The organism is Mycolicibacterium helvum (assembly GCF_010731895.1).
Lineage (GTDB): Bacteria > Actinomycetota > Actinomycetes > Mycobacteriales > Mycobacteriaceae > Mycobacterium > Mycobacterium helvum.
Genome location: NZ_AP022596.1, coordinates 5,571,173 through 5,587,308 on the forward strand (window position 1 = coordinate 5,571,173; position 16,136 = coordinate 5,587,308).

Sequence of the window (16,136 nt, forward strand, 5' to 3'; positions counted from 1 at the left end):
GTAGGGATGATCCCCGAGGGAGGTGGCCGGTATGGCTGAGCACGCGGTGCTACCGGGTTCTGAAGCATTCGAACGGGTGGCGGCGCTGCTCGATTACCCGATGTTCGTCGTGACCACGCGGGCCGAGGATGAACGCGCGGGCTGCCTGGTGGGGTTCAGCAGTCAGGTGTCGATCAACCCGCCGCGCTATCTGGTCGGATTGTCCAAACGCAACCACACGTATCGGGTCGCGGCAGGCGGCGCGACGCACCTGGCATTGCACCTGCTGGCCGAAGAACACCGTGACCTTGCCCGGCTCTTCGGCGCGGAGACCGGAGACCGGATCGACAAATTCAGTCGCTGCCGGTGGTCCGATGGCCCAGAGGGGCTGCCGGTCCTGACCGACTCCGCCGCATGGTTCACCGGCCGCATCCTCGATCGGTTCGACCTGGGCGATCATGTCGGACACCTGATCGAGCCGGTCGCCGGCGTCGCGCCGGAGCAGCTCGGGCGGCTCGTCACATTCGCCGACGTCAAGGACCTGGACCCGGGCCATGAGGCCTGACCGGCCTACCGCGCCCGTTGCCGGCCGCCACGGCCGCCACGGCCGCGCCTGGTCACACCCGCAGTAAACACATCCGAAAAACTGTCCACTAAATCGTTGACACCCGTCCCAGCAAACGGTTCTATTGACGTTCGTGACATACGACACGATCATCCGCAACGGCCGATGGTTCGACGGCACCGGCGCCGCGTCCGGAATCCGTGACATCGGCATCAAGGACGGCCGCGTCGCCGTGGTCAGCCTGCGTCCGCTCGACGTGACCGGCTGCGCCGATGTCGTCGATGCCGGCGGGAAGTGGGTGATGCCGGGCATGGTCGACATCCACACCCACTACGACGTCGAGGTGCTGGGCGGTCCTGGCCTGTCGGAGTCGGTGCGCCACGGCGTCACGACCGTCATGCTCGGCTCCTGTTCGCTGTCCACCATCCATGTCGGCGGCAGCGACGCCGGCGATCTGTTCGGCCGGGTCGAGGCGATCCCGCGCGAACACGTCATCGCTGCCGTCGACGGGGCCAAGACGTGGAGCACCGCCGAGCAGTATGTCCAGGCCTTGGAATCCCGGGCGCTTGGCCCGAATATCGCGGCGTTCATCGGGCATTCCGATATGCGCACCGCCGTCATGGGATTGGATCGCGCCACCCGGAACGACGTGCGCCCCAACGCAAGCCAGCAGGCCGAGATGGAACGCATGCTCGCCGAGGCGCTCGACGCCGGGTTCGTCGGGATGTCTTCGATGCAGTTGTTGTTCGACAAGATCGACGGCGAGACCTGCCGATCCCGCACACTCCCGTCGACGTATGCCAAACCGCGCGAGCTGCGCCGGCTCAAGTCATTGCTGCGCAGGCGTGGCCGGGTACTGCAGTCCGGCCCCGACATCCAAAACCCGATGAACCTCATCTCGCAAGTGGCGCAATCACTTCCGGTGTTGCGGGACAAGCTCAAGACCAGCCTGCTGTCGGCGGCCGACGTCAAATCCAATCCGTTCGCCATCCTACTGTTGGGTCCGCTGGCCAAGGTGACCAACAAGTTCGGCGGCGACTTCCGCTGGCAACACCTGCCCGTTCCGTTCGAGGTCTACGCCGACGGCATCGACCTGGTGGTGTTCGAGGAGTTCGGCTCGGGCGCCGCCGCGCTGCATCTGCGTGACGAGGTCGAGCGCAATGCCCTGCTCAAAGACGAGACCTACCGGCGCCAGTTCCGCAAGGACTACGACACCAAGTACGGCGTGCGGGTCTGGCATCGCGACTTCTTCGACGCCGACATCGTCGGCTGCCCTGATGAATCCGTGGTGGGCAAGTCCTTCGGGCAGGTCGGTAGGGAGCGGGGCGGGTTGCACCCGGTCGACGCGTTCCTGGACCTGGTTCTCGAACACGGCACCAAGCTGCGCTGGCGCACAACAATTTCCAACCACCGACCCGAGGTGCTCAAGAAGCTGGCCAAGGATCCGGGCATTCAGATGGGCTTCTCCGATGCCGGTGCGCATCTGCGCAACATGGCGTTCTACAACTACGGGTTGCGGCTGTTGCGTCATGTGCGTGATGCCCAGCGCAGCGGACGGTCGTTCATGTCCGTCGAGCAGGCCGTGCACCGGATGACCGGCGAGCTGGCCGACTGGTATCAGATCGATGCCGGCCACCTGCGCGTCGGGGACCGCGCCGATCTCGTCGTGGTGAACCCCAATCACCTCGACAGCCGCCTCGATGACTACGCCGAGCAGCCTGTCGAGCAGTACGGAGGCCTGTCCCGGATGGTCAATCGCAACAACGACGCCGTCGAGCTGGTGTTGATCGGTGGGCGCGCGGTGGTCCGTGACGGTGAACCGACGCCGGTGCTCGGTGCGCAGCGCACCGGGAGTTTCCTGCGGGTGGGCCGGACGACCCCGGCACCCGGAACGACGAAGGAATCGGAGCTGGCCCATGTCAATTGACACCTCGGCGGTCCCCACAGAGGTTGCCCAGACCGTACTGGGAATGTGGAATGCGTTGTCCAATCGCGATTGGGAGACGCTCAAGACGTTCCTGTCCGACGACTGCATCTATGTCGACATGCCGGTCGGTCCGATCGCGGCCGCGCGCGGCCCCGAGGACATCGTCAAGCGGCTGAAGATCGGCTTGGAGCCATTGGCCGGCTACGAGAATCACGACGGCGTTCTGGTGAGCAACGGCGTGGACACTATGTACGAGCACTCCGAGACATGGACGTTCAAGACCGGCGAGCAGGGTGTGCTGCGCTTCGTCACGGTGCACAAGGTCGAGAACGGGAAGATCACGCTGTGGAAGGACTACTGGGACATGAACGGGCTGACCGGCTTCGCCCCGTCGACCTGGCTGGAAGATCTCGCCCAGGCCGACATGTCGTGGATGTTCGACGCCACCGGGCTGATCTGATCGTCTCCTGATCCGACGCGGGCGGCGATTGTCGGGCTGGTGGCCGGAGGGGTCCCCTGGACGAGGGACCCGACATTTCGGTAGCTCCGCTGGATCGCAACCGGATCATGACGCGGTTACCCGCCGAAGGTCGGACCCCTTCCGGACGGTTACTTATTTTGCGCTAAATTCTGTTGCTCGGCCGGATCGGCACATCTAGGAGCAGCAGATGAAGATCGGGATGCCCGTTCCCGCTCCGCAGGAGTGAGCTGCCTCATTGCCGAGCCACTGGCGCCGTCGCACGCGGAGCGCGTCGATCACGCCGCTCGGCTCAAGAGCCTCACCGATTGGTTGTCGTTTGCCCTCGGCAGCTCCGCGAGGTGTGCCTGTGCAGCCTCGTACTGACCGGCACATCCCTCCAGTGGCACTACCGGGGAGTTCCCAAACCCGCCTGGGCAGCGCGACGCGATTGGCCTGAATTCTCGTTAGAACAGATCGGGTCGCTGCTGGTCGCTCACGGATTAATTGGGCTCGCCGTCCTGTCTTCCACCCGAATCCACTCGATTAATCCTGAGTAAAAACTCCGCCTTCGAATTGTTGACTGCTGTCAGAGAATCCTGTTACGGTCAGCATCAGTGACTGCGCTCACACCACCAAGGGAGGGTCATGCACGCCACACCCAAGACCGCCATCATCGGCGCCGGTATCAGCGGACTCACTTCCGCCAAGAACCTCGCCGACGCCGGTGTCGAGTACGACTGTTTCGAATCCTCCGACCGCATCGGCGGCAACTGGGCGTTTCGCAACCCCAACGGACATTCCAGCGCCTACCGGTCGCTGCACATCGATACCTCACGGGACTGCCTGTCGTTCAAGGACTTTCCCATGCGTGATGATCTCCCAGACTTCCCGCATCACACCCAGATCAAGTCCTATCTCGACGACTACGCGGATGCTTTCGGCCTGCGCGCACGCATCCAATTCGAGAACCCGGTCCGGCACGCCCGTCGACTCGACGGCGGCGGGTGGGAACTGCGCACCGGCGACGGGCAGACCCGCCGGTATGACGCCCTGGTGGTCGCCAACGGGCACCATTGGGATCCGCGCACCGCGGTCTTTCCCGGCGAATTCACCGGGGAGAGCATCCACGCGCACGCCTATATCGATCCCACCGAACCGCTGGACCTGCGCGGCAAGCGCATCGTGGTGGTCGGCATCGGCAACTCGGCCGCCGACCTGGTCTCCGAGCTGTCGCAGAAGTCCTGGCAGAACACGGTTTATCTGTCCACCCGCTCGGGTGCCTGGATCGTACCCAAGTACATCTTCGGCAAGACCGCAGACAAGATCGCGCGCACTCTGCCGGTGATACCGCTGTCGTGGCAGCGCCGCGCCATGCGACCCATCCCCCGCCTCTTGTTCGGCAATCCCGAGGACTACGGCCTGCCGACACCGAACCACAACTTCCTCGAAGCTCACCCGACGCAATCCGCGGAGCTGCTGATGCGCCTGGGCGCGGGCGACGCCACGGCCAAGCCGAATATCGAACGATTCGATGGCAGCACAGTGCACTTCGTCGACGGTTCGGCCATCGAGGCCGACGTGGTGATCTACGCAACGGGCTACAACATCACCTTCCCCTTCTTCGACGAGGACTTCCTCTCGGCGCCCGACAATCACCTGCCGCTCTACAAGCGCATGCTCTCCCCCGGGCTCGACGACCTGATCTTCGCGGGCTTCGCTCAGGCGGTGCCCACCCTGTTCCCGTTCGTGGAGTGCCAGGCCCGGCTCACGGCCGCCTATCTCGCCGGCACGTACCGTCCGCCGTCCGAAGCCGAGATGCATCGCACGATCAAGGCCGACCAGCGCAAGTACGTCGGACACTTCGCCGACAAACCACGTCACACCCAGCAGGTGGACTACTACGACTACGAGCGCGATATGCGCAAGCGCGAACTCCCCGCGGGGTTACGCCGGGTCGAGAAGTTCGGTCCGGTGGTGCTGGCCGGCCGCGCCGAGCGGCAGGGTGCCGGTGTCGGCTGAGATTGCGGCTGTCTCGCGATGGCAGCCTCGGCGCCCCCAACCGCGGGGCGAACAGCGTCGGGCCCGCCTGCTCGAAGCACTCGAACGACAGTTGCAGTCGCAGCCATTCGATGCGATCAGCATCAGCGGCGTGGCCGATGCTGCCGGCCTCGGACGGTCGGCGTTCTATTTCTACTTCAGCAGTAAGCACGACGCGGTGACTCAGCTGCTCGGTGACGTCTTCGACGACGAGATCACGCAGGTGGGCGCAATTCTGCGGAGACCCGGCGATCCCGACATCAACATCAGCGACGCGCTGGCCTTCATCGTCGATTCCTGGCGCACGCGCGCCACGTTGCTGGCGGCGATGCTCGACGCCCGCGACGGCGATGCCGATGCGCGGACGATCTGGGAGAGCTGGATCAATCGGTACGAGGAATTCGCCGCCGACTACATCGTGCGGACGACGACCTTCGACGCCGCCGACAGCCGAGCCCTCGCCCACGTACTGATCGCCATGAACGAGCGCGCACTCGAGCGCCACACCCGGTCGGGGGCGAATCATGCTGCGGCAGAACAACTACACCGAAGCCTGGTCCAGGTGTGGCAGGCAACTCTGAGGAGGACCCCATCACCACCATCCCATCGACGGCGAAGCCTGCCGTCCAAAGCAACACGCTGAGCATTGCCAGTGGCGGAGTGACGTTGTCGGCCAGGCACTTTCCGGCAACTCACGACGAGCTGACCTCTGCGGCTGGGCGGCCCTGCGTGGTGCTGGCCCACGGAATCGGCGCCACCCAGGACAGCGGACTGCACCCCTTCGCCGAAGCATTCGCCGCCGCGGGTGCGGACGCCATTACCTTTGACTACCGGCACTTCGCCGGATCCGGCGGGCAACCACGCCAACTGGTCTCGATCCCGGGACAACTCCAGGACTACCAGGCGGTGGTCGACCACGCCCGGCAACTGCCCGGTGTGGATCCCGAACGCATCTTCGTCTGGGGCGTCTCCTTGTCCGGGGGGCATGTCATCCGAGTAGCGGCCCGGGACCGACGGATCGCGGGTGTGTTCTCGTTGACTCCGGCTACCGACGGCCTGCCGGTCATCGCCGGCATGGTCCGCGACCACGGGATCCGATACGCGCTGCGAATATCAGCGCGAGGACTGGCTGACTTGGCAGCACGTCTGCGTCGCCGATCGCCGGTCCTGTTGCCGGTGGTGGGCGCGCCCGGTGAATTGGCCGCGCTCACTTCCCAAGGCGCCGAGGCGGGTATGTTCGCAACCGCCGGCCCGACGTGGCGAAACGAGTTCGCGGCACGCTTGGTTCTGACCGTGGGTGGTTACCGTCCGGGCCGCAGCGCAGGGAAGGTGCGCTGCCCGGCATTGGTCCAGATCGCCGATGGCGACCAATCTGCACCCCCGGCATGCGCGACGCAGGCAGCGACGGCAATGCGGGCCACCGTGCACCACTACCCCTGCGACCATTTCGATGTCTACCCCGGCGCGGTCTGGCACGAACGCGTACTGCGCGACCAGATCGCCTTTCTGCGCCGGATCGCCGTACCCCGTGCAGAGGTCCGGGGTTGATGCGGGCACTACAGCTGGTCGATCCGGGCGTGTTGGCCGTCGTCGACATTCCGGTCCCTGACATCGGTCCGGATGAGGTTCTGCTGAAGGTGGGCGGCGCCGGACTGTGCCACTCCGACATCCACATCCGGCACCTGCCCGTCGAATTGTTTCCGCTCCCCTTGACTCTGGGACATGAAACGGCCGGAACCGTGGTGTCCGTGGGTTCCCAGGTATCGGGTTGGACGGTCGGCGACAATGCCCTGGTCCATCTGATCTGGGCCTGCGGGTCCTGCCCGGCCTGCGCACGCGGCGACGACAATGTGTGCGAGTCCGCGGGTCGCATGGCGCAACCGCCGACTCCCGGACTGGGCCCGGCGGGCGGGATGGCCGAATACATGGCCGTTCCCGCTCGCTACCTGGTTTCTCTGGGCGACCTCGATCCCGTGACCGCAGCCCCGCTCGCCGACGCGGCAATGACGCCGTATCACGCCGTGCGCAATTCCACTCGGGCATTGCGTCCCGGATCAGCGGCCGTCGTGGTGGGTGTTGGCGGCCTGGGACACGTGGCCGTTCAGCTGATCAAGACGCTCACCGGGGCCCGCATCATCGCCGTCGACGTCTTGGCCGACCGACTGCAAGCCGCTTCCGCGCACGGTGCCGATATCGTGCTCGCCGCCGATGAGTCGACGGCCGCAGCGATTCTGGACGCAACTGCGGGCCGCGGCGCCGATGCCATTTTCGACTTTGTCGGTGCGCAACCGACCAGCGACCTGGCCGTGGAGACGATCGCGCCGGACGGTATCTATCAACTGGTCGGTATCGGCGGCGGTGCGCCGCGCATTACCGCTGAACCGCGGCTGGGCCAGGGCTGGCCATACGGCGCCTCGGTACGGACGTCCTACGGCGGGACGAAGGCCGACCTCATCGAATGCGTGGCATTGGCACGGGCCGGCCGGCTGAAGATCGATGTCGAGCCGTTCCCGTTGACCGAGGGCATCACCGCGTTCGACCGCCTGGAATCGGGTTCCATTAACGGAAGGGCAGTTCTGGTTCCATGACAACACGTTTCGATGGTCAGTCGGTTCTGGTCACCGGCGGCGCCCGTGGCATGGGGGAAGCCCACGTCCGCGGCTTCGTCGCCGAAGGCGCCCGGGTCGTCATCGCCGACGTTCTCGAGGAGGAAGGCGAGGCGCTCGCCGAGCAGCTCGGCGATTCGGCGATCTACGTTCACCTCGACGTCAGCGACGAAGCCCAGTGGCGGTCGGTGGTGCAACGCGCCGAGGCGGAATTCGGGCCGTTGCGCGTGCTGATCAACAACGCTGGTATCGGCGGGGTGCCCACGACGCTGGTGGACACCGATATCGACGTCTGGCACCGGGTGCTGGCGGTGAATCTCGACGGCACGTTCCTCGGGATCAAGACTGTGGTGCCGTCGATGTTGCGCGGTGGCACCGGTGGGGCGATCGTCAACATTTCATCGTTCGCCGGGCTGATGGGGTCGCCGTTGCTCGGCGCCTACGGGGCGAGCAAGTTCGCCGTCCGCGGGTTGACCAAGACCGCGGCAATGGAGTTGGGACCGCACGGGATACGGGTCAACTCCATCCATCCCGGTTACGTGCGCACGCCGATACTCGACGGCATCCCGGACGAGGCGATACACGGACGGTTGGCCATCGAACGGGTGGCCACCCCTGCCGACGTCACACCGGTGGTGCTGTTCGCCGCCAGCAGCGATGCGGGTTACTGCACTGGAGCGGAGTTCGCCGTCGACGGCGGTTGGTCGGCCGGTGAGCCCGGCCCGATCTTCGTACCTCCCGGTGCCCAGGTGCCAGAGTTCGCCACTTAGCGCTCCGCTGCTGCGTCAAAACGACGCACCCACAACCTGATTCGCACCGAGGAGAACACCATGCCGTTCGCCGCCGAGAACACCGTCGGGTCGTTGACTGCCCACAGCATCACCACGATGATTCGGAGCTCTGGCAAATTCCCGGATGCCACCGTCGAGGATGTGACGGCGTCACCGATCGGCACAGGCCAGATGGCCGCAAGCTACCGGCTCGAACTCCGTTATGCCACGGCCGTTCCGAACGCCCCGGCCTGCGTGGTGGCCAAGGTGGCCAGCACCGACGCGGCCAGTCGGCAGATGGCCGCCACCACGGGCGCCTACCGCCGCGAGGTGCAGTTCTATCAGAAATTGGCCGGCCAGGTGAGGACTCGCACCCCGGAGTGCTTCTACGCCGATATCGCCGAAGACGGTGTCAGTTTCGTCGCACTGCTGGAGGACCTGGGCCCGGCGAAGATGGTCGAGCAGATCGGGGGCTGCACCGCCGACCAGGCGGCACTGGCACTGGGACAGGCGGCCGCGTTGCACGGCAGCTCGTGGCAGCAGGACTATCTGCGGGAACCGTGGCTGCCGGCTGATTCGGTCTGGAACATGCTCGGCTCTGCCATCCCCGCGGTCGCGGCTCCCTGGTTGGACCGATTCGGTCAGTACCTCAACCCCGAACACGTCGCCGCGGTGAACCGGTTGGCCGACGAGGTCGGCAGCTGGTTGGCGACGCTACGCAACCATCGGACGCTGTGGCACGGCGACTTTCGGCTAGACAACCTGTTGTTCGACGCCCAAGGCGGCGCCGTGCCGGTGGCGGTGGTGGACTGGCAGAGCGTGGCCGCCGCCCCCGGAGTCATCGACGTGTCCTATTTCCTGGGCACCTCCATGACCGAGGCCGAGCGCGAGAAGCACGAACGCGACCTGGTGACCGAATACCACGAGCAACTGTCGTCCTACGGCGTGACGAACTATCCGCTCGAGGTGTGCTTGCAGGAGTATCGGGCACATGCGCTGTTCGCTCTGGTGCTGACGATCCCGGTGTCGATGGGGGTGCAGGCCACAGAGCGCGGTGACGCCATGTTCGCAGCGATGGCCCGGCGCGCCGCCGACCAGATCATCGCCAACGACAGTTTCGAGGCGCTGCGCTCACTGTAGACGGGTTGAGCGCACCGCACACCAGCCAGACATTGTGACTCCAGACTGAATCGTCGCGGCCCGCAAGATCATCTGCGGTGCACTGTGGACCCACATCCTAATAGGCCGCCAGGATCGGCTCGAGCTCGGTGGGCGTCGCACCGTGCAGGATCACACCGTCGGCACCGAGCGCCAGCTGCTCGCGGATGGTGGCGACGCAGGATTGCGCGCTGCCCGTCGCTGCGGGCGCCGTCCACTCCGCAGGCAACAACGTCGCGATGTGTTCCAGCTTGTCGATGGGCGTGGTCGGGCTGTCGATCGCCTGCAGCCCGCCCTCATAGAAGCTCTTGACCACCGCATCGTCCCGGAAACGTTGCAGGACTGCAGGATCCCACCGATTCGTGCGCACCATGAGGTCGCCGTAGCCTTGCAGATAGGTGGCCAGCCGGCCGACGAGTTTACGCAGCCGCATCTCCTCGGGAATATGGTCCCCGATCGTTGCCAGGCAGGACCACACCTTGACATCGTCCGGATTGCGCCCAGCCCGTTCGGCGCTGGACTTCACGGTCTGTACACACCGGGCCAGTGTCTCGTCGGTGAAGAAGGTGTGCAGGATGACCTGGTCCATCACGCGGCCGGCCAGCTCCAGCGAGTTCGGTGCGAACGCCACCATGCCCATCGGGATATCGACGTCGTAGTCCTGGCCGAGTCGAAGCAGCGGATATCGTCCCATCGGGCCGTCATGCCCGATGATGGTCTCCCCACGGAAGAGTCGGCGCATGACGCCGACGAAGTCTTCCATCTGCGCAGTCGTGATGCGCGGCATGCCGAACGCGTCCTGGAGTGGTGGCACTCCCCTACCGATACCCAACGTGAACCGGCCGTTGCTCATCCCGTGCATCGTGAGCGCATACGCCGCCGTGACGATCGGATGGCGGGTGTTGTGATTGGTCGCGCCCGTGGCGATGCCGATGTGCTCTGAGGCCGCAGCGGCCGCGCCTGACAGCGTGCAGGCCTCCTTGGTGTTGAAGCGCTCGGAGATGAAGGCGTGGCCGAGTCCCAGTGCTTCGGCGTGCCGAATTTCGTCAACGAGCACCCGTGGTGATTCTGGTTGTCCGCCAAGGGTGTAGAAGCCTAGCTCCGGCCGAATCGAAGTACTCATTCATTCCTCTCCGTGGCGAACTCAGGCCATCGGTCATGGTCGTAATTACAGGGGTTCCACACCTCGACGATTCGCCCGCGGTCAACGCGGAAGACCTCTATCGCGGCGATGTAGTCCGGGGTGTCGTCATGATTGACGATGTCCGCCTGGTAGACGATCGAGCACAGTTGATCGTCGGCGACGACGCGCAATAGCGTGAAATGCACACTCTTGACCGTGGCCCAGAGATCGCGGACGCGCTGCACCGCTTGTTCGCGCGTCTGCACGATCCGCCCGCCCGGCGTATTGCGGACGATCTCGGCACCCAGGATGTCCTCGGCGACGGCGTAATTCCTTGCGTTCCAGAGCTCGTAGTTGTAGCGCTCGACGACGGTCTTCGGGCTCGCCACCGATGCGTTGGTCGCGCTCACCGGCCGGCCATTGCCGGTTGCTGACGCCGGAGGTCCCGCGCCAGCAAGCTGGTGAGCGCACGCGGGGCATCGACCAGGTACGAGCTGATGCCGATACGCCGGGGCAACCGCACCGAACCTCGCCCGTTCTCGATGGCAGCCAGCGTTGCGCTGGTGATCTCCGTGGGCGTGATCAGCCGACTCATGTGCAGCCGATACATCCGCTGCACCAACGCGGTGAAGACCGCGTCGGTCCGCCCCTTCTCCATCAGACCGGTGTCGGCCACCTCGCCGATCTCGACCTTGGTGAAACCGACAGGCGCGTCATGGAACTCGGCGGCGAGATTGGCCGTCAGATGAGTGATGAACGCCTTGGTGGCCGCGTAGACGGCCAGATTGGGCGGGCAGATCAGGCCGCCAACGGACGACACGTTGACCACATGTCCCCGACCCCGCGCGACCATTCTGGGTATCGCTTGGCGCTGCAATTCGACCACCGCGCGGACGTTGAGGTCCAGAATGAAATCCAGGGTTTCGGAGGTCATTTCGTCGAATCGACCGATCTTCTCGTCGCCAGCGTTGTTGACGAGGATATCGATGGCACCGTCAGCCTCGACGCGATCCAGGAGTCCTCGAACAGCCTCGTGATCGGTGAGGTCGGTGGGGTACGCCTGTGCGCCGAGTTCCTCGGCCAACGCGAACAACTCCTCGGATGGGCGGGCGACCAACGCCACCGTCGCGCCGCAGCGCCGCAGTCCGCGCGCCAGGTCCGCGCCAATCCCCCGACTGGCACCGGTGACGAGTGCGCGGCTGCCGGCGACTTTTAAGCCATGTGTAACCATGACCACATTCATACTTGCTTGTGGGCAAGTAAACAACTACTTTTCTAATATGACTTCAATAACTTCGCGGTTCCCGTGTTCTGCCACCGAGCTCACCGCCGACTGGCTCGCCGATGTCCTCGTTTCAGCGGGGGCCATCGCGCGGGGAACTCGCATCCACCGCATGCGAGTGGAGAGGATCGCCGAGGGGGTTGGATTCGCGTCTTTCCTGTACCGGGCTCACCTCGACCTCGACGGAGACGGTCCGGCAACAGTCATCATCAAATGGCCGACCGACTATCCCACCTTCCTGGAGCTGGCCAAGTCGATTCACCTCTACGACCGCGAGGTGGCGTTCTACAACGATGTGGCGCCTTCCGCCCCCGTCAACGCACCGCGGGCCTACTTCGCCGCTATCGAGGATGACAGCACCGATTTCGTCATCGTCATGGAAGACCTCGCGGGACTCGACAACGCTGACCACCTCGAGGGTTTGAGCTTCGACCGCGTGCAGGCCGTGTTGGACGAGCTGGCGCGCTTTCATGCTTGGGGTTGGGACATGAAACCGGCTGCCACGAAGAACGCTGCTTTCCTGGGGCTCGACGACGCTCGTATGGCGGGTCTGTTCAGTGTCGGCACCGGCGCCGGATGGCCGATCTACCTGCAACACGGCCGCGCTACCGCCCCCGAGGGTTTGACCGACATCCTCGATCAGTACTCCGCGCTGGCTCCCGCTCTGCTCGGGTCGCTGACCGAGCCGGCCACGCTGGTCAACGGTGATCTTCGGGCCGACAACCTGTTCTTCAACGAGTCTGGCCCGCATCTCACCGTCGATTATCAGTTCGCCGGACGTGGGTGCGGTATGTGGGATGTGGCCTATCTGGTCGGTCAGGGCCTGACCCCGCAAGAGCGCGCCGGACGGGAACGCGCCCTGGTCACTCGCTACGTCGAGACCTTGGCCGAGTCGGGCATCGATTACCCATTCGACCAGGCGTGGCAGCAGTTCCAGATCGCCGTCGTGGCGCAGATCGCCTTGCCACTACTGGCGATGATCTCCTGGGACACCCTGAACCCCAGAGGCCAAGAGCTGCTTCAGGTTCTGATGGAACGCAGCTTTGCGATCATCGCCGACACCGACGCGGTGAGCGCGGTACGGGCACTGCGGCCGACCGCATGAGCCCCGCAAACCACCGCCGCACCCCCTCGGCCGCACAGGAACAGATGCTGGCCACGTTCATGGCGGTCGGCCCCAACCACGCATTCGGCCTTCGGCTCGATCACGCCGACGGCGACCGCGTCGATGTCAGCTGGTCCATCGACGATCGTCACCTGCAGACCTACGGCATCGTTCACGGTGGGGTCTATTGCGCCGTCGTGGAGACCGCCGGAAGCATCGGCGGTGGACTGTGGTTCGGCGACCAAGGCCGAGTCGTCGGACTAGCCAATCACACTGAATTCCTGCGCCCAGTCACCCATGGCTGCAGCCTCACCGCCACCGCGCTGCCACTACATCGCGGTCGTACGCAACAGCTTTGGGAGGTCCGCATCAGCGACGACTCGGCCCGTCTCATGGCCCATGGGCAGCTCCGGCTCCAAAACGTGCCGCACCTGGCCGAGTAGCGCCCGTCAGCCGCTGAGCCGCTCAGCCATGCGGTCGTGCCAGCGCGTCAACACCGCGTCGAAATCGACGGCGGCCGGGTCCAGGATCCACGCGTAGGCGTAGCCGATGCCGGTGGCGATCATCTCCGAAGCGACCTCGTGGGCATCGCACGACCCCGATACGGAACCATCAACCTGACCGTCGGTCACGGCGCGGCGAATACCCTCCTCCAACTGTGTGAGCCATTCCTGGATGCGCTGCCGGAGCGCGTCATGGTCATGCAGCGCTTCGAAGTTCAGGCTCAGCACCGCGCGCAGCAGTCGTGGGTCCTCAGCCGCGAAATCCCGTAGGGCCAGGATCGGGGCCAACACCCGCTGCAAACCCGGCGTCCCGGTCTGTTGGGGCACGTCGATGCGGCCTTCGTAGTCCTGCAGGACCGCCTCGAGCAGCGCCTCCTTGGATCCGAACCGCTCACGCACCATGGCGCGGCTGTACCCGGCTCGGATGCCGATCTCTTGGGCGGTGGTGTTGCTATACCCCTTCTCGGCAATCAACTCGATGGCGGCCTCGGCGAGTCGGCGTGACGACTCCTCCACTCGTTCGCGCTGCGATCGGCGCGACGGCGAGCTCATGGCGTTCCCCACCGCACTGCGCCATCACGGCGCGATCGGCACTGCACCGGCTCGCCCGCCGGGCGTCCTGAGCAAACCAATACGTACACACGGAGAGTTTAGGGTCAACAAGGCCGAGGTGCTGCTGGCCCCACTGCATTGCACTGTGGAAGTATCACTTTCTAATATACAGTAAAAACTGTATCGCCGATCGAAGGGCCAGTGACTGACGTGAGCATTCCCCACCCCATAGACGACATCGACGCCTTTGCGGCTGCGTACTCCGTTGCGTGGACCAAGGACCCCGAGGGACTGCTCGAGTTCTTCGATCCGGCAGGCACATACACCGACATGGCCATGGGCACAACGTATGCGGGTCACGACGGCATCGCGCGTTTCCACCGGTGGATGCTGAAGTTCGCGCCGGACTCCGTCATCGAGTTCTGCGCGCCGGCAGCTCGCGACGGCGTGCTCTACCTCGAATGGCAGTGGGAGGGATCTTTCGAAGGTGCACTCCGACTGGCTGACGGCTCACTCGTCCCCTCCAACGGGCAACGATTCAGCGTCCCCGGGGTCGCCGCCTGCCACATCGGTACGGATGGCACGCTGACCAGCCATCGGGACTTCTGGGATGTCACCCAGATGATGGCGCAGCTGCGCACCACATGACCGTCGATATCGTGGCCGACGACAGGCGCGAGACACTGGCGGATCCATGGCCCCGTCTGTTCACCTGGGTCGAAACGGTAACCGGCGGCCGAATCGTGTCCTGGCGCCGGCAAGCGCGGTGGCGTCCGGCATGGTTCCTCACCGTCGAGGTGCAGGGCCAGCGGCGCGAGCTCTATGCACGTTGCCAACGCGAGGAATCCATGCCGTGGACACAAACCCTTTCGTTGCGTCGCGAATACGAAATCATGCGCGTCCTACATGCCAACGGTGTCGCGGTGCCCGCGCCGTTGGCATTCTGCGAGGAACCCGAATCGATTCTGATGGAGTCGATCCGGGGCCGGGACCGCTTCGATGAACGCGATGACGCCGCGACCCGTGGCGCCGTCATCAACGACTACGTCGCACAACTCGCCGAGGCGCATCGCCTGGACCCAGCCTTGTTCCAAGCGATCGGCCTATCCCGTCCGGCTACTCCCCGCGATATCGGCTACATGGGCTTCGGCCTTTCGGAGAAGTGGTACCGGCAGATCAAGCCGGGGCCCGATCCGACGATCGAGTTCATCGTGTCGTGGCTGCATCGCCACGTGCCGACACACCGCGAGCAGACATCGTGGATTCACTTCGACGCCGGACAGTTCCTTCATGCCGACGACCGGGTGACGGCACTGATGGACGTCGAATTCTCTTGTCTGGGTGACCCACTCGCGGACCTGGGCGCCATGCGGATGCGGGATACGGCCCAGCCCATCGGAGATCTCACCGGGGCGTACGCCGCCTACGCGAACGCGACCGGACAACCGATCGACCGAAGTGTGGTCAACTTCCATGCGGTGCGCTTTGCACTGCTGACACCCATGTTGTCGGCAGCGACGCGGGCCGATCCGCCGGCAGAATTCGATCTGGCGCAATGGCAGGCCTGGTCGCTGATGTCCTTCATGATCTGTCTGCAGATCATCGCCGAAGAGGGCGGCTACTCGCTGGAATCGCCACCCGCGGTGACATCGGTGCCCCCACGGAACGACCCGAGCTTCGTCTCCGCCGAGCGCATCCTCGCCGACGTTCTCGATGACGTGAACCCCGATGACCACGTGGCTTTCCGGCTGGCGATCGTACGCGATCTGTTGCCGGGTCTACACCGCAGTGCCGCGGCCGCGGCATCGGTGGAGGCCGCTGATCGCGAGGAAGAGGAAGAGCTACTCGGCGTGCGACCCGATGGCTGGCTCGACGCCGACCAGCGACTCGAACGTTTCGTCGCCGAGCGCGGCGCCGACCGGGAACGCGATATCGTCCGGCTGCTCACCCGCCGCGTCCGTCGCCAGATCGAGCTCATCGACCCGGGGATGCGCGATGTCCGCGGGTTTCGGGTGCAACCGATCGACTGGTCGGCGGTACCGACGACCTCCTGACGGTGAGCGGCGTGC

The 16,136-nt window shown here is 65.1% G+C and carries 17 protein-coding genes; 13 read left to right on the forward strand and 4 right to left on the reverse strand.

All coding sequences use genetic code 11. From position 1 onward, the window contains the following. Window positions 1-31 precede the first annotated feature (31 nt). The 9 genes from G6N38_RS26225 (at window position 32) to G6N38_RS26265 (ending at window position 9,484) form a co-directional block, all read left to right on the forward strand. Window positions 32-544, forward strand: coding sequence for a flavin reductase family protein (locus G6N38_RS26225; protein ID WP_163751042.1), 513 nt, complete (start codon window positions 32-34; stop codon window positions 542-544). A 133-nt stretch (window positions 545-677) separates the two neighbouring features. Then, the gene (locus tag G6N38_RS26230) at window positions 678-2,471 is read left to right on the forward strand and encodes an N-acyl-D-amino-acid deacylase family protein (RefSeq protein ID WP_179968450.1); all 1,794 of its coding nucleotides are present in this window, start codon (window positions 678-680) and stop codon (window positions 2,469-2,471) included. Then, window positions 2,461-2,931, forward strand: a complete 471-nt coding sequence (locus tag G6N38_RS26235; protein ID WP_163751044.1) for a limonene-1,2-epoxide hydrolase family protein — start codon at window positions 2,461-2,463, stop codon at window positions 2,929-2,931. Before G6N38_RS26230 ends, G6N38_RS26235 begins: the two co-directional genes overlap by 11 nt. Window positions 2,932-3,576: 645 nt before the next feature. Then, on the forward strand, window positions 3,577-4,950 hold the full coding sequence (locus G6N38_RS26240; protein WP_163751045.1) for a flavin-containing monooxygenase: 1,374 nt from the start codon (window positions 3,577-3,579) through the stop codon (window positions 4,948-4,950). Beyond that, the gene (locus tag G6N38_RS26245) at window positions 4,940-5,611 is read left to right on the forward strand and encodes a TetR/AcrR family transcriptional regulator (RefSeq protein WP_163751046.1); all 672 of its coding nucleotides are present in this window, start codon (window positions 4,940-4,942) and stop codon (window positions 5,609-5,611) included. The genes G6N38_RS26240 and G6N38_RS26245 overlap by 11 nt, the downstream gene beginning before the upstream one ends. Then, window positions 5,533-6,516: an alpha/beta hydrolase gene (locus G6N38_RS26250; RefSeq protein WP_246227446.1), complete on the forward strand. Its 984-nt coding sequence runs from the start codon at window positions 5,533-5,535 to the stop codon at window positions 6,514-6,516. Before G6N38_RS26245 ends, G6N38_RS26250 begins: the two co-directional genes overlap by 79 nt. Next, entirely contained in the window at window positions 6,516-7,556 is a 1,041-nt protein-coding gene (locus tag G6N38_RS26255; RefSeq protein WP_163751047.1) for an alcohol dehydrogenase catalytic domain-containing protein, read from the forward strand. The genes G6N38_RS26250 and G6N38_RS26255 overlap by 1 nt, the downstream gene beginning before the upstream one ends. Beyond that, complete coding sequence (locus tag G6N38_RS26260; RefSeq protein WP_163751048.1) at window positions 7,553-8,344, forward strand: SDR family NAD(P)-dependent oxidoreductase; 792 nt, start codon at window positions 7,553-7,555, stop codon at window positions 8,342-8,344. The genes G6N38_RS26255 and G6N38_RS26260 overlap by 4 nt, the downstream gene beginning before the upstream one ends. 60 nt (window positions 8,345-8,404) lie before the next feature. Further along, window positions 8,405-9,484, forward strand: a complete 1,080-nt coding sequence (locus tag G6N38_RS26265) for a phosphotransferase (RefSeq protein WP_163751049.1) — start codon at window positions 8,405-8,407, stop codon at window positions 9,482-9,484. Window positions 9,485-9,581: 97 nt separating this feature from the next. Here G6N38_RS26265 and G6N38_RS26270 read toward each other — a convergent pair whose 3' ends face one another. Genes G6N38_RS26270 through G6N38_RS26280 form a run of 3 tightly spaced genes read right to left on the reverse strand, consistent with a single transcriptional unit; the run spans window position 9,582 to window position 11,856 of the window. Beyond that, window positions 9,582-10,625, reverse strand: a complete 1,044-nt coding sequence (locus tag G6N38_RS26270) for a TIGR03857 family LLM class F420-dependent oxidoreductase (protein ID WP_163751050.1) — start codon at window positions 10,623-10,625, stop codon at window positions 9,582-9,584. Continuing rightward, window positions 10,622-11,035 carry a nuclear transport factor 2 family protein gene (locus G6N38_RS26275; protein WP_163751051.1) on the reverse strand — a complete coding sequence of 138 codons (414 nt, stop codon included), beginning with the start codon at window positions 11,033-11,035 and terminating at the stop codon, window positions 10,622-10,624. Before G6N38_RS26275 ends, G6N38_RS26270 begins: the two co-directional genes overlap by 4 nt. Beyond that, window positions 11,032-11,856, reverse strand: a complete 825-nt coding sequence (locus tag G6N38_RS26280) for an SDR family NAD(P)-dependent oxidoreductase (protein ID WP_163751052.1) — start codon at window positions 11,854-11,856, stop codon at window positions 11,032-11,034. The genes G6N38_RS26275 and G6N38_RS26280 overlap by 4 nt, the downstream gene beginning before the upstream one ends. A gap of 49 nt (window positions 11,857-11,905) precedes the next feature. On the opposite strand from G6N38_RS26280, the gene G6N38_RS26285 reads away from it, so the two are divergent. Both G6N38_RS26285 and G6N38_RS26290 read left to right on the forward strand, forming a co-directional pair. After that, a complete protein-coding gene (locus tag G6N38_RS26285) occupies window positions 11,906-13,012 on the forward strand; it encodes a phosphotransferase (RefSeq protein ID WP_163751053.1) in 1,107 nt (368 codons plus the stop codon). Then, complete coding sequence (locus G6N38_RS26290; protein ID WP_246227447.1) at window positions 13,009-13,455, forward strand: PaaI family thioesterase; 447 nt, start codon at window positions 13,009-13,011, stop codon at window positions 13,453-13,455. Before G6N38_RS26285 ends, G6N38_RS26290 begins: the two co-directional genes overlap by 4 nt. 6 nt (window positions 13,456-13,461) lie before the next feature. On the opposite strand, the gene G6N38_RS26295 is transcribed toward G6N38_RS26290, so the two are convergent. Beyond that, the gene (locus G6N38_RS26295) at window positions 13,462-14,067 is read right to left on the reverse strand and encodes a TetR/AcrR family transcriptional regulator (protein ID WP_163751054.1); all 606 of its coding nucleotides are present in this window, start codon (window positions 14,065-14,067) and stop codon (window positions 13,462-13,464) included. A 210-nt stretch (window positions 14,068-14,277) separates the two neighbouring features. Here G6N38_RS26295 and G6N38_RS26300 point away from each other — a divergent pair, with 210 nt between their 5' ends. Then, the gene (locus G6N38_RS26300) at window positions 14,278-14,715 is read left to right on the forward strand and encodes a nuclear transport factor 2 family protein (protein ID WP_163752434.1); all 438 of its coding nucleotides are present in this window, start codon (window positions 14,278-14,280) and stop codon (window positions 14,713-14,715) included. After that, window positions 14,712-16,121 carry a phosphotransferase gene (locus G6N38_RS26305; RefSeq protein ID WP_163751055.1) on the forward strand — a complete coding sequence of 470 codons (1,410 nt, stop codon included), beginning with the start codon at window positions 14,712-14,714 and terminating at the stop codon, window positions 16,119-16,121. Before G6N38_RS26300 ends, G6N38_RS26305 begins: the two co-directional genes overlap by 4 nt. Window positions 16,122-16,136 lie beyond the last annotated feature (15 nt).

Excerpts from the sequence above, each read along its gene's own strand:
- G6N38_RS26290 (WP_246227447.1), top strand. The coding sequence starts at position 13,009 with ATGAGCCCCGCAAACCACCGCCGCACCCCCTCGGCCGCACAGGAACAG.
- G6N38_RS26305 (WP_163751055.1), top strand. The coding sequence starts at position 14,712 with ATGACCGTCGATATCGTGGCCGACGACAGGCGCGAGACACTGGCGGAT.
- G6N38_RS26225 (WP_163751042.1), top strand. The coding sequence starts at position 32 with ATGGCTGAGCACGCGGTGCTACCGGGTTCTGAAGCATTCGAACGGGTG.
- G6N38_RS26255 (WP_163751047.1), top strand. The coding sequence starts at position 6,516 with ATGCGGGCACTACAGCTGGTCGATCCGGGCGTGTTGGCCGTCGTCGAC.
- G6N38_RS26285 (WP_163751053.1), top strand. The coding sequence starts at position 11,906 with ATGACTTCAATAACTTCGCGGTTCCCGTGTTCTGCCACCGAGCTCACC.
- G6N38_RS26240 (WP_163751045.1), top strand. The coding sequence starts at position 3,577 with ATGCACGCCACACCCAAGACCGCCATCATCGGCGCCGGTATCAGCGGA.
- G6N38_RS26265 (WP_163751049.1), top strand. The coding sequence starts at position 8,405 with ATGCCGTTCGCCGCCGAGAACACCGTCGGGTCGTTGACTGCCCACAGC.
- G6N38_RS26260 (WP_163751048.1), top strand. The coding sequence starts at position 7,553 with ATGACAACACGTTTCGATGGTCAGTCGGTTCTGGTCACCGGCGGCGCC.
- G6N38_RS26235 (WP_163751044.1), top strand. The coding sequence starts at position 2,461 with ATGTCAATTGACACCTCGGCGGTCCCCACAGAGGTTGCCCAGACCGTA.
- G6N38_RS26280 (WP_163751052.1), bottom strand. The coding sequence starts at position 11,856 with ATGGTTACACATGGCTTAAAAGTCGCCGGCAGCCGCGCACTCGTCACC.
- G6N38_RS26270 (WP_163751050.1), bottom strand. The coding sequence starts at position 10,625 with ATGAGTACTTCGATTCGGCCGGAGCTAGGCTTCTACACCCTTGGCGGA.
- G6N38_RS26295 (WP_163751054.1), bottom strand. The coding sequence starts at position 14,067 with ATGAGCTCGCCGTCGCGCCGATCGCAGCGCGAACGAGTGGAGGAGTCG.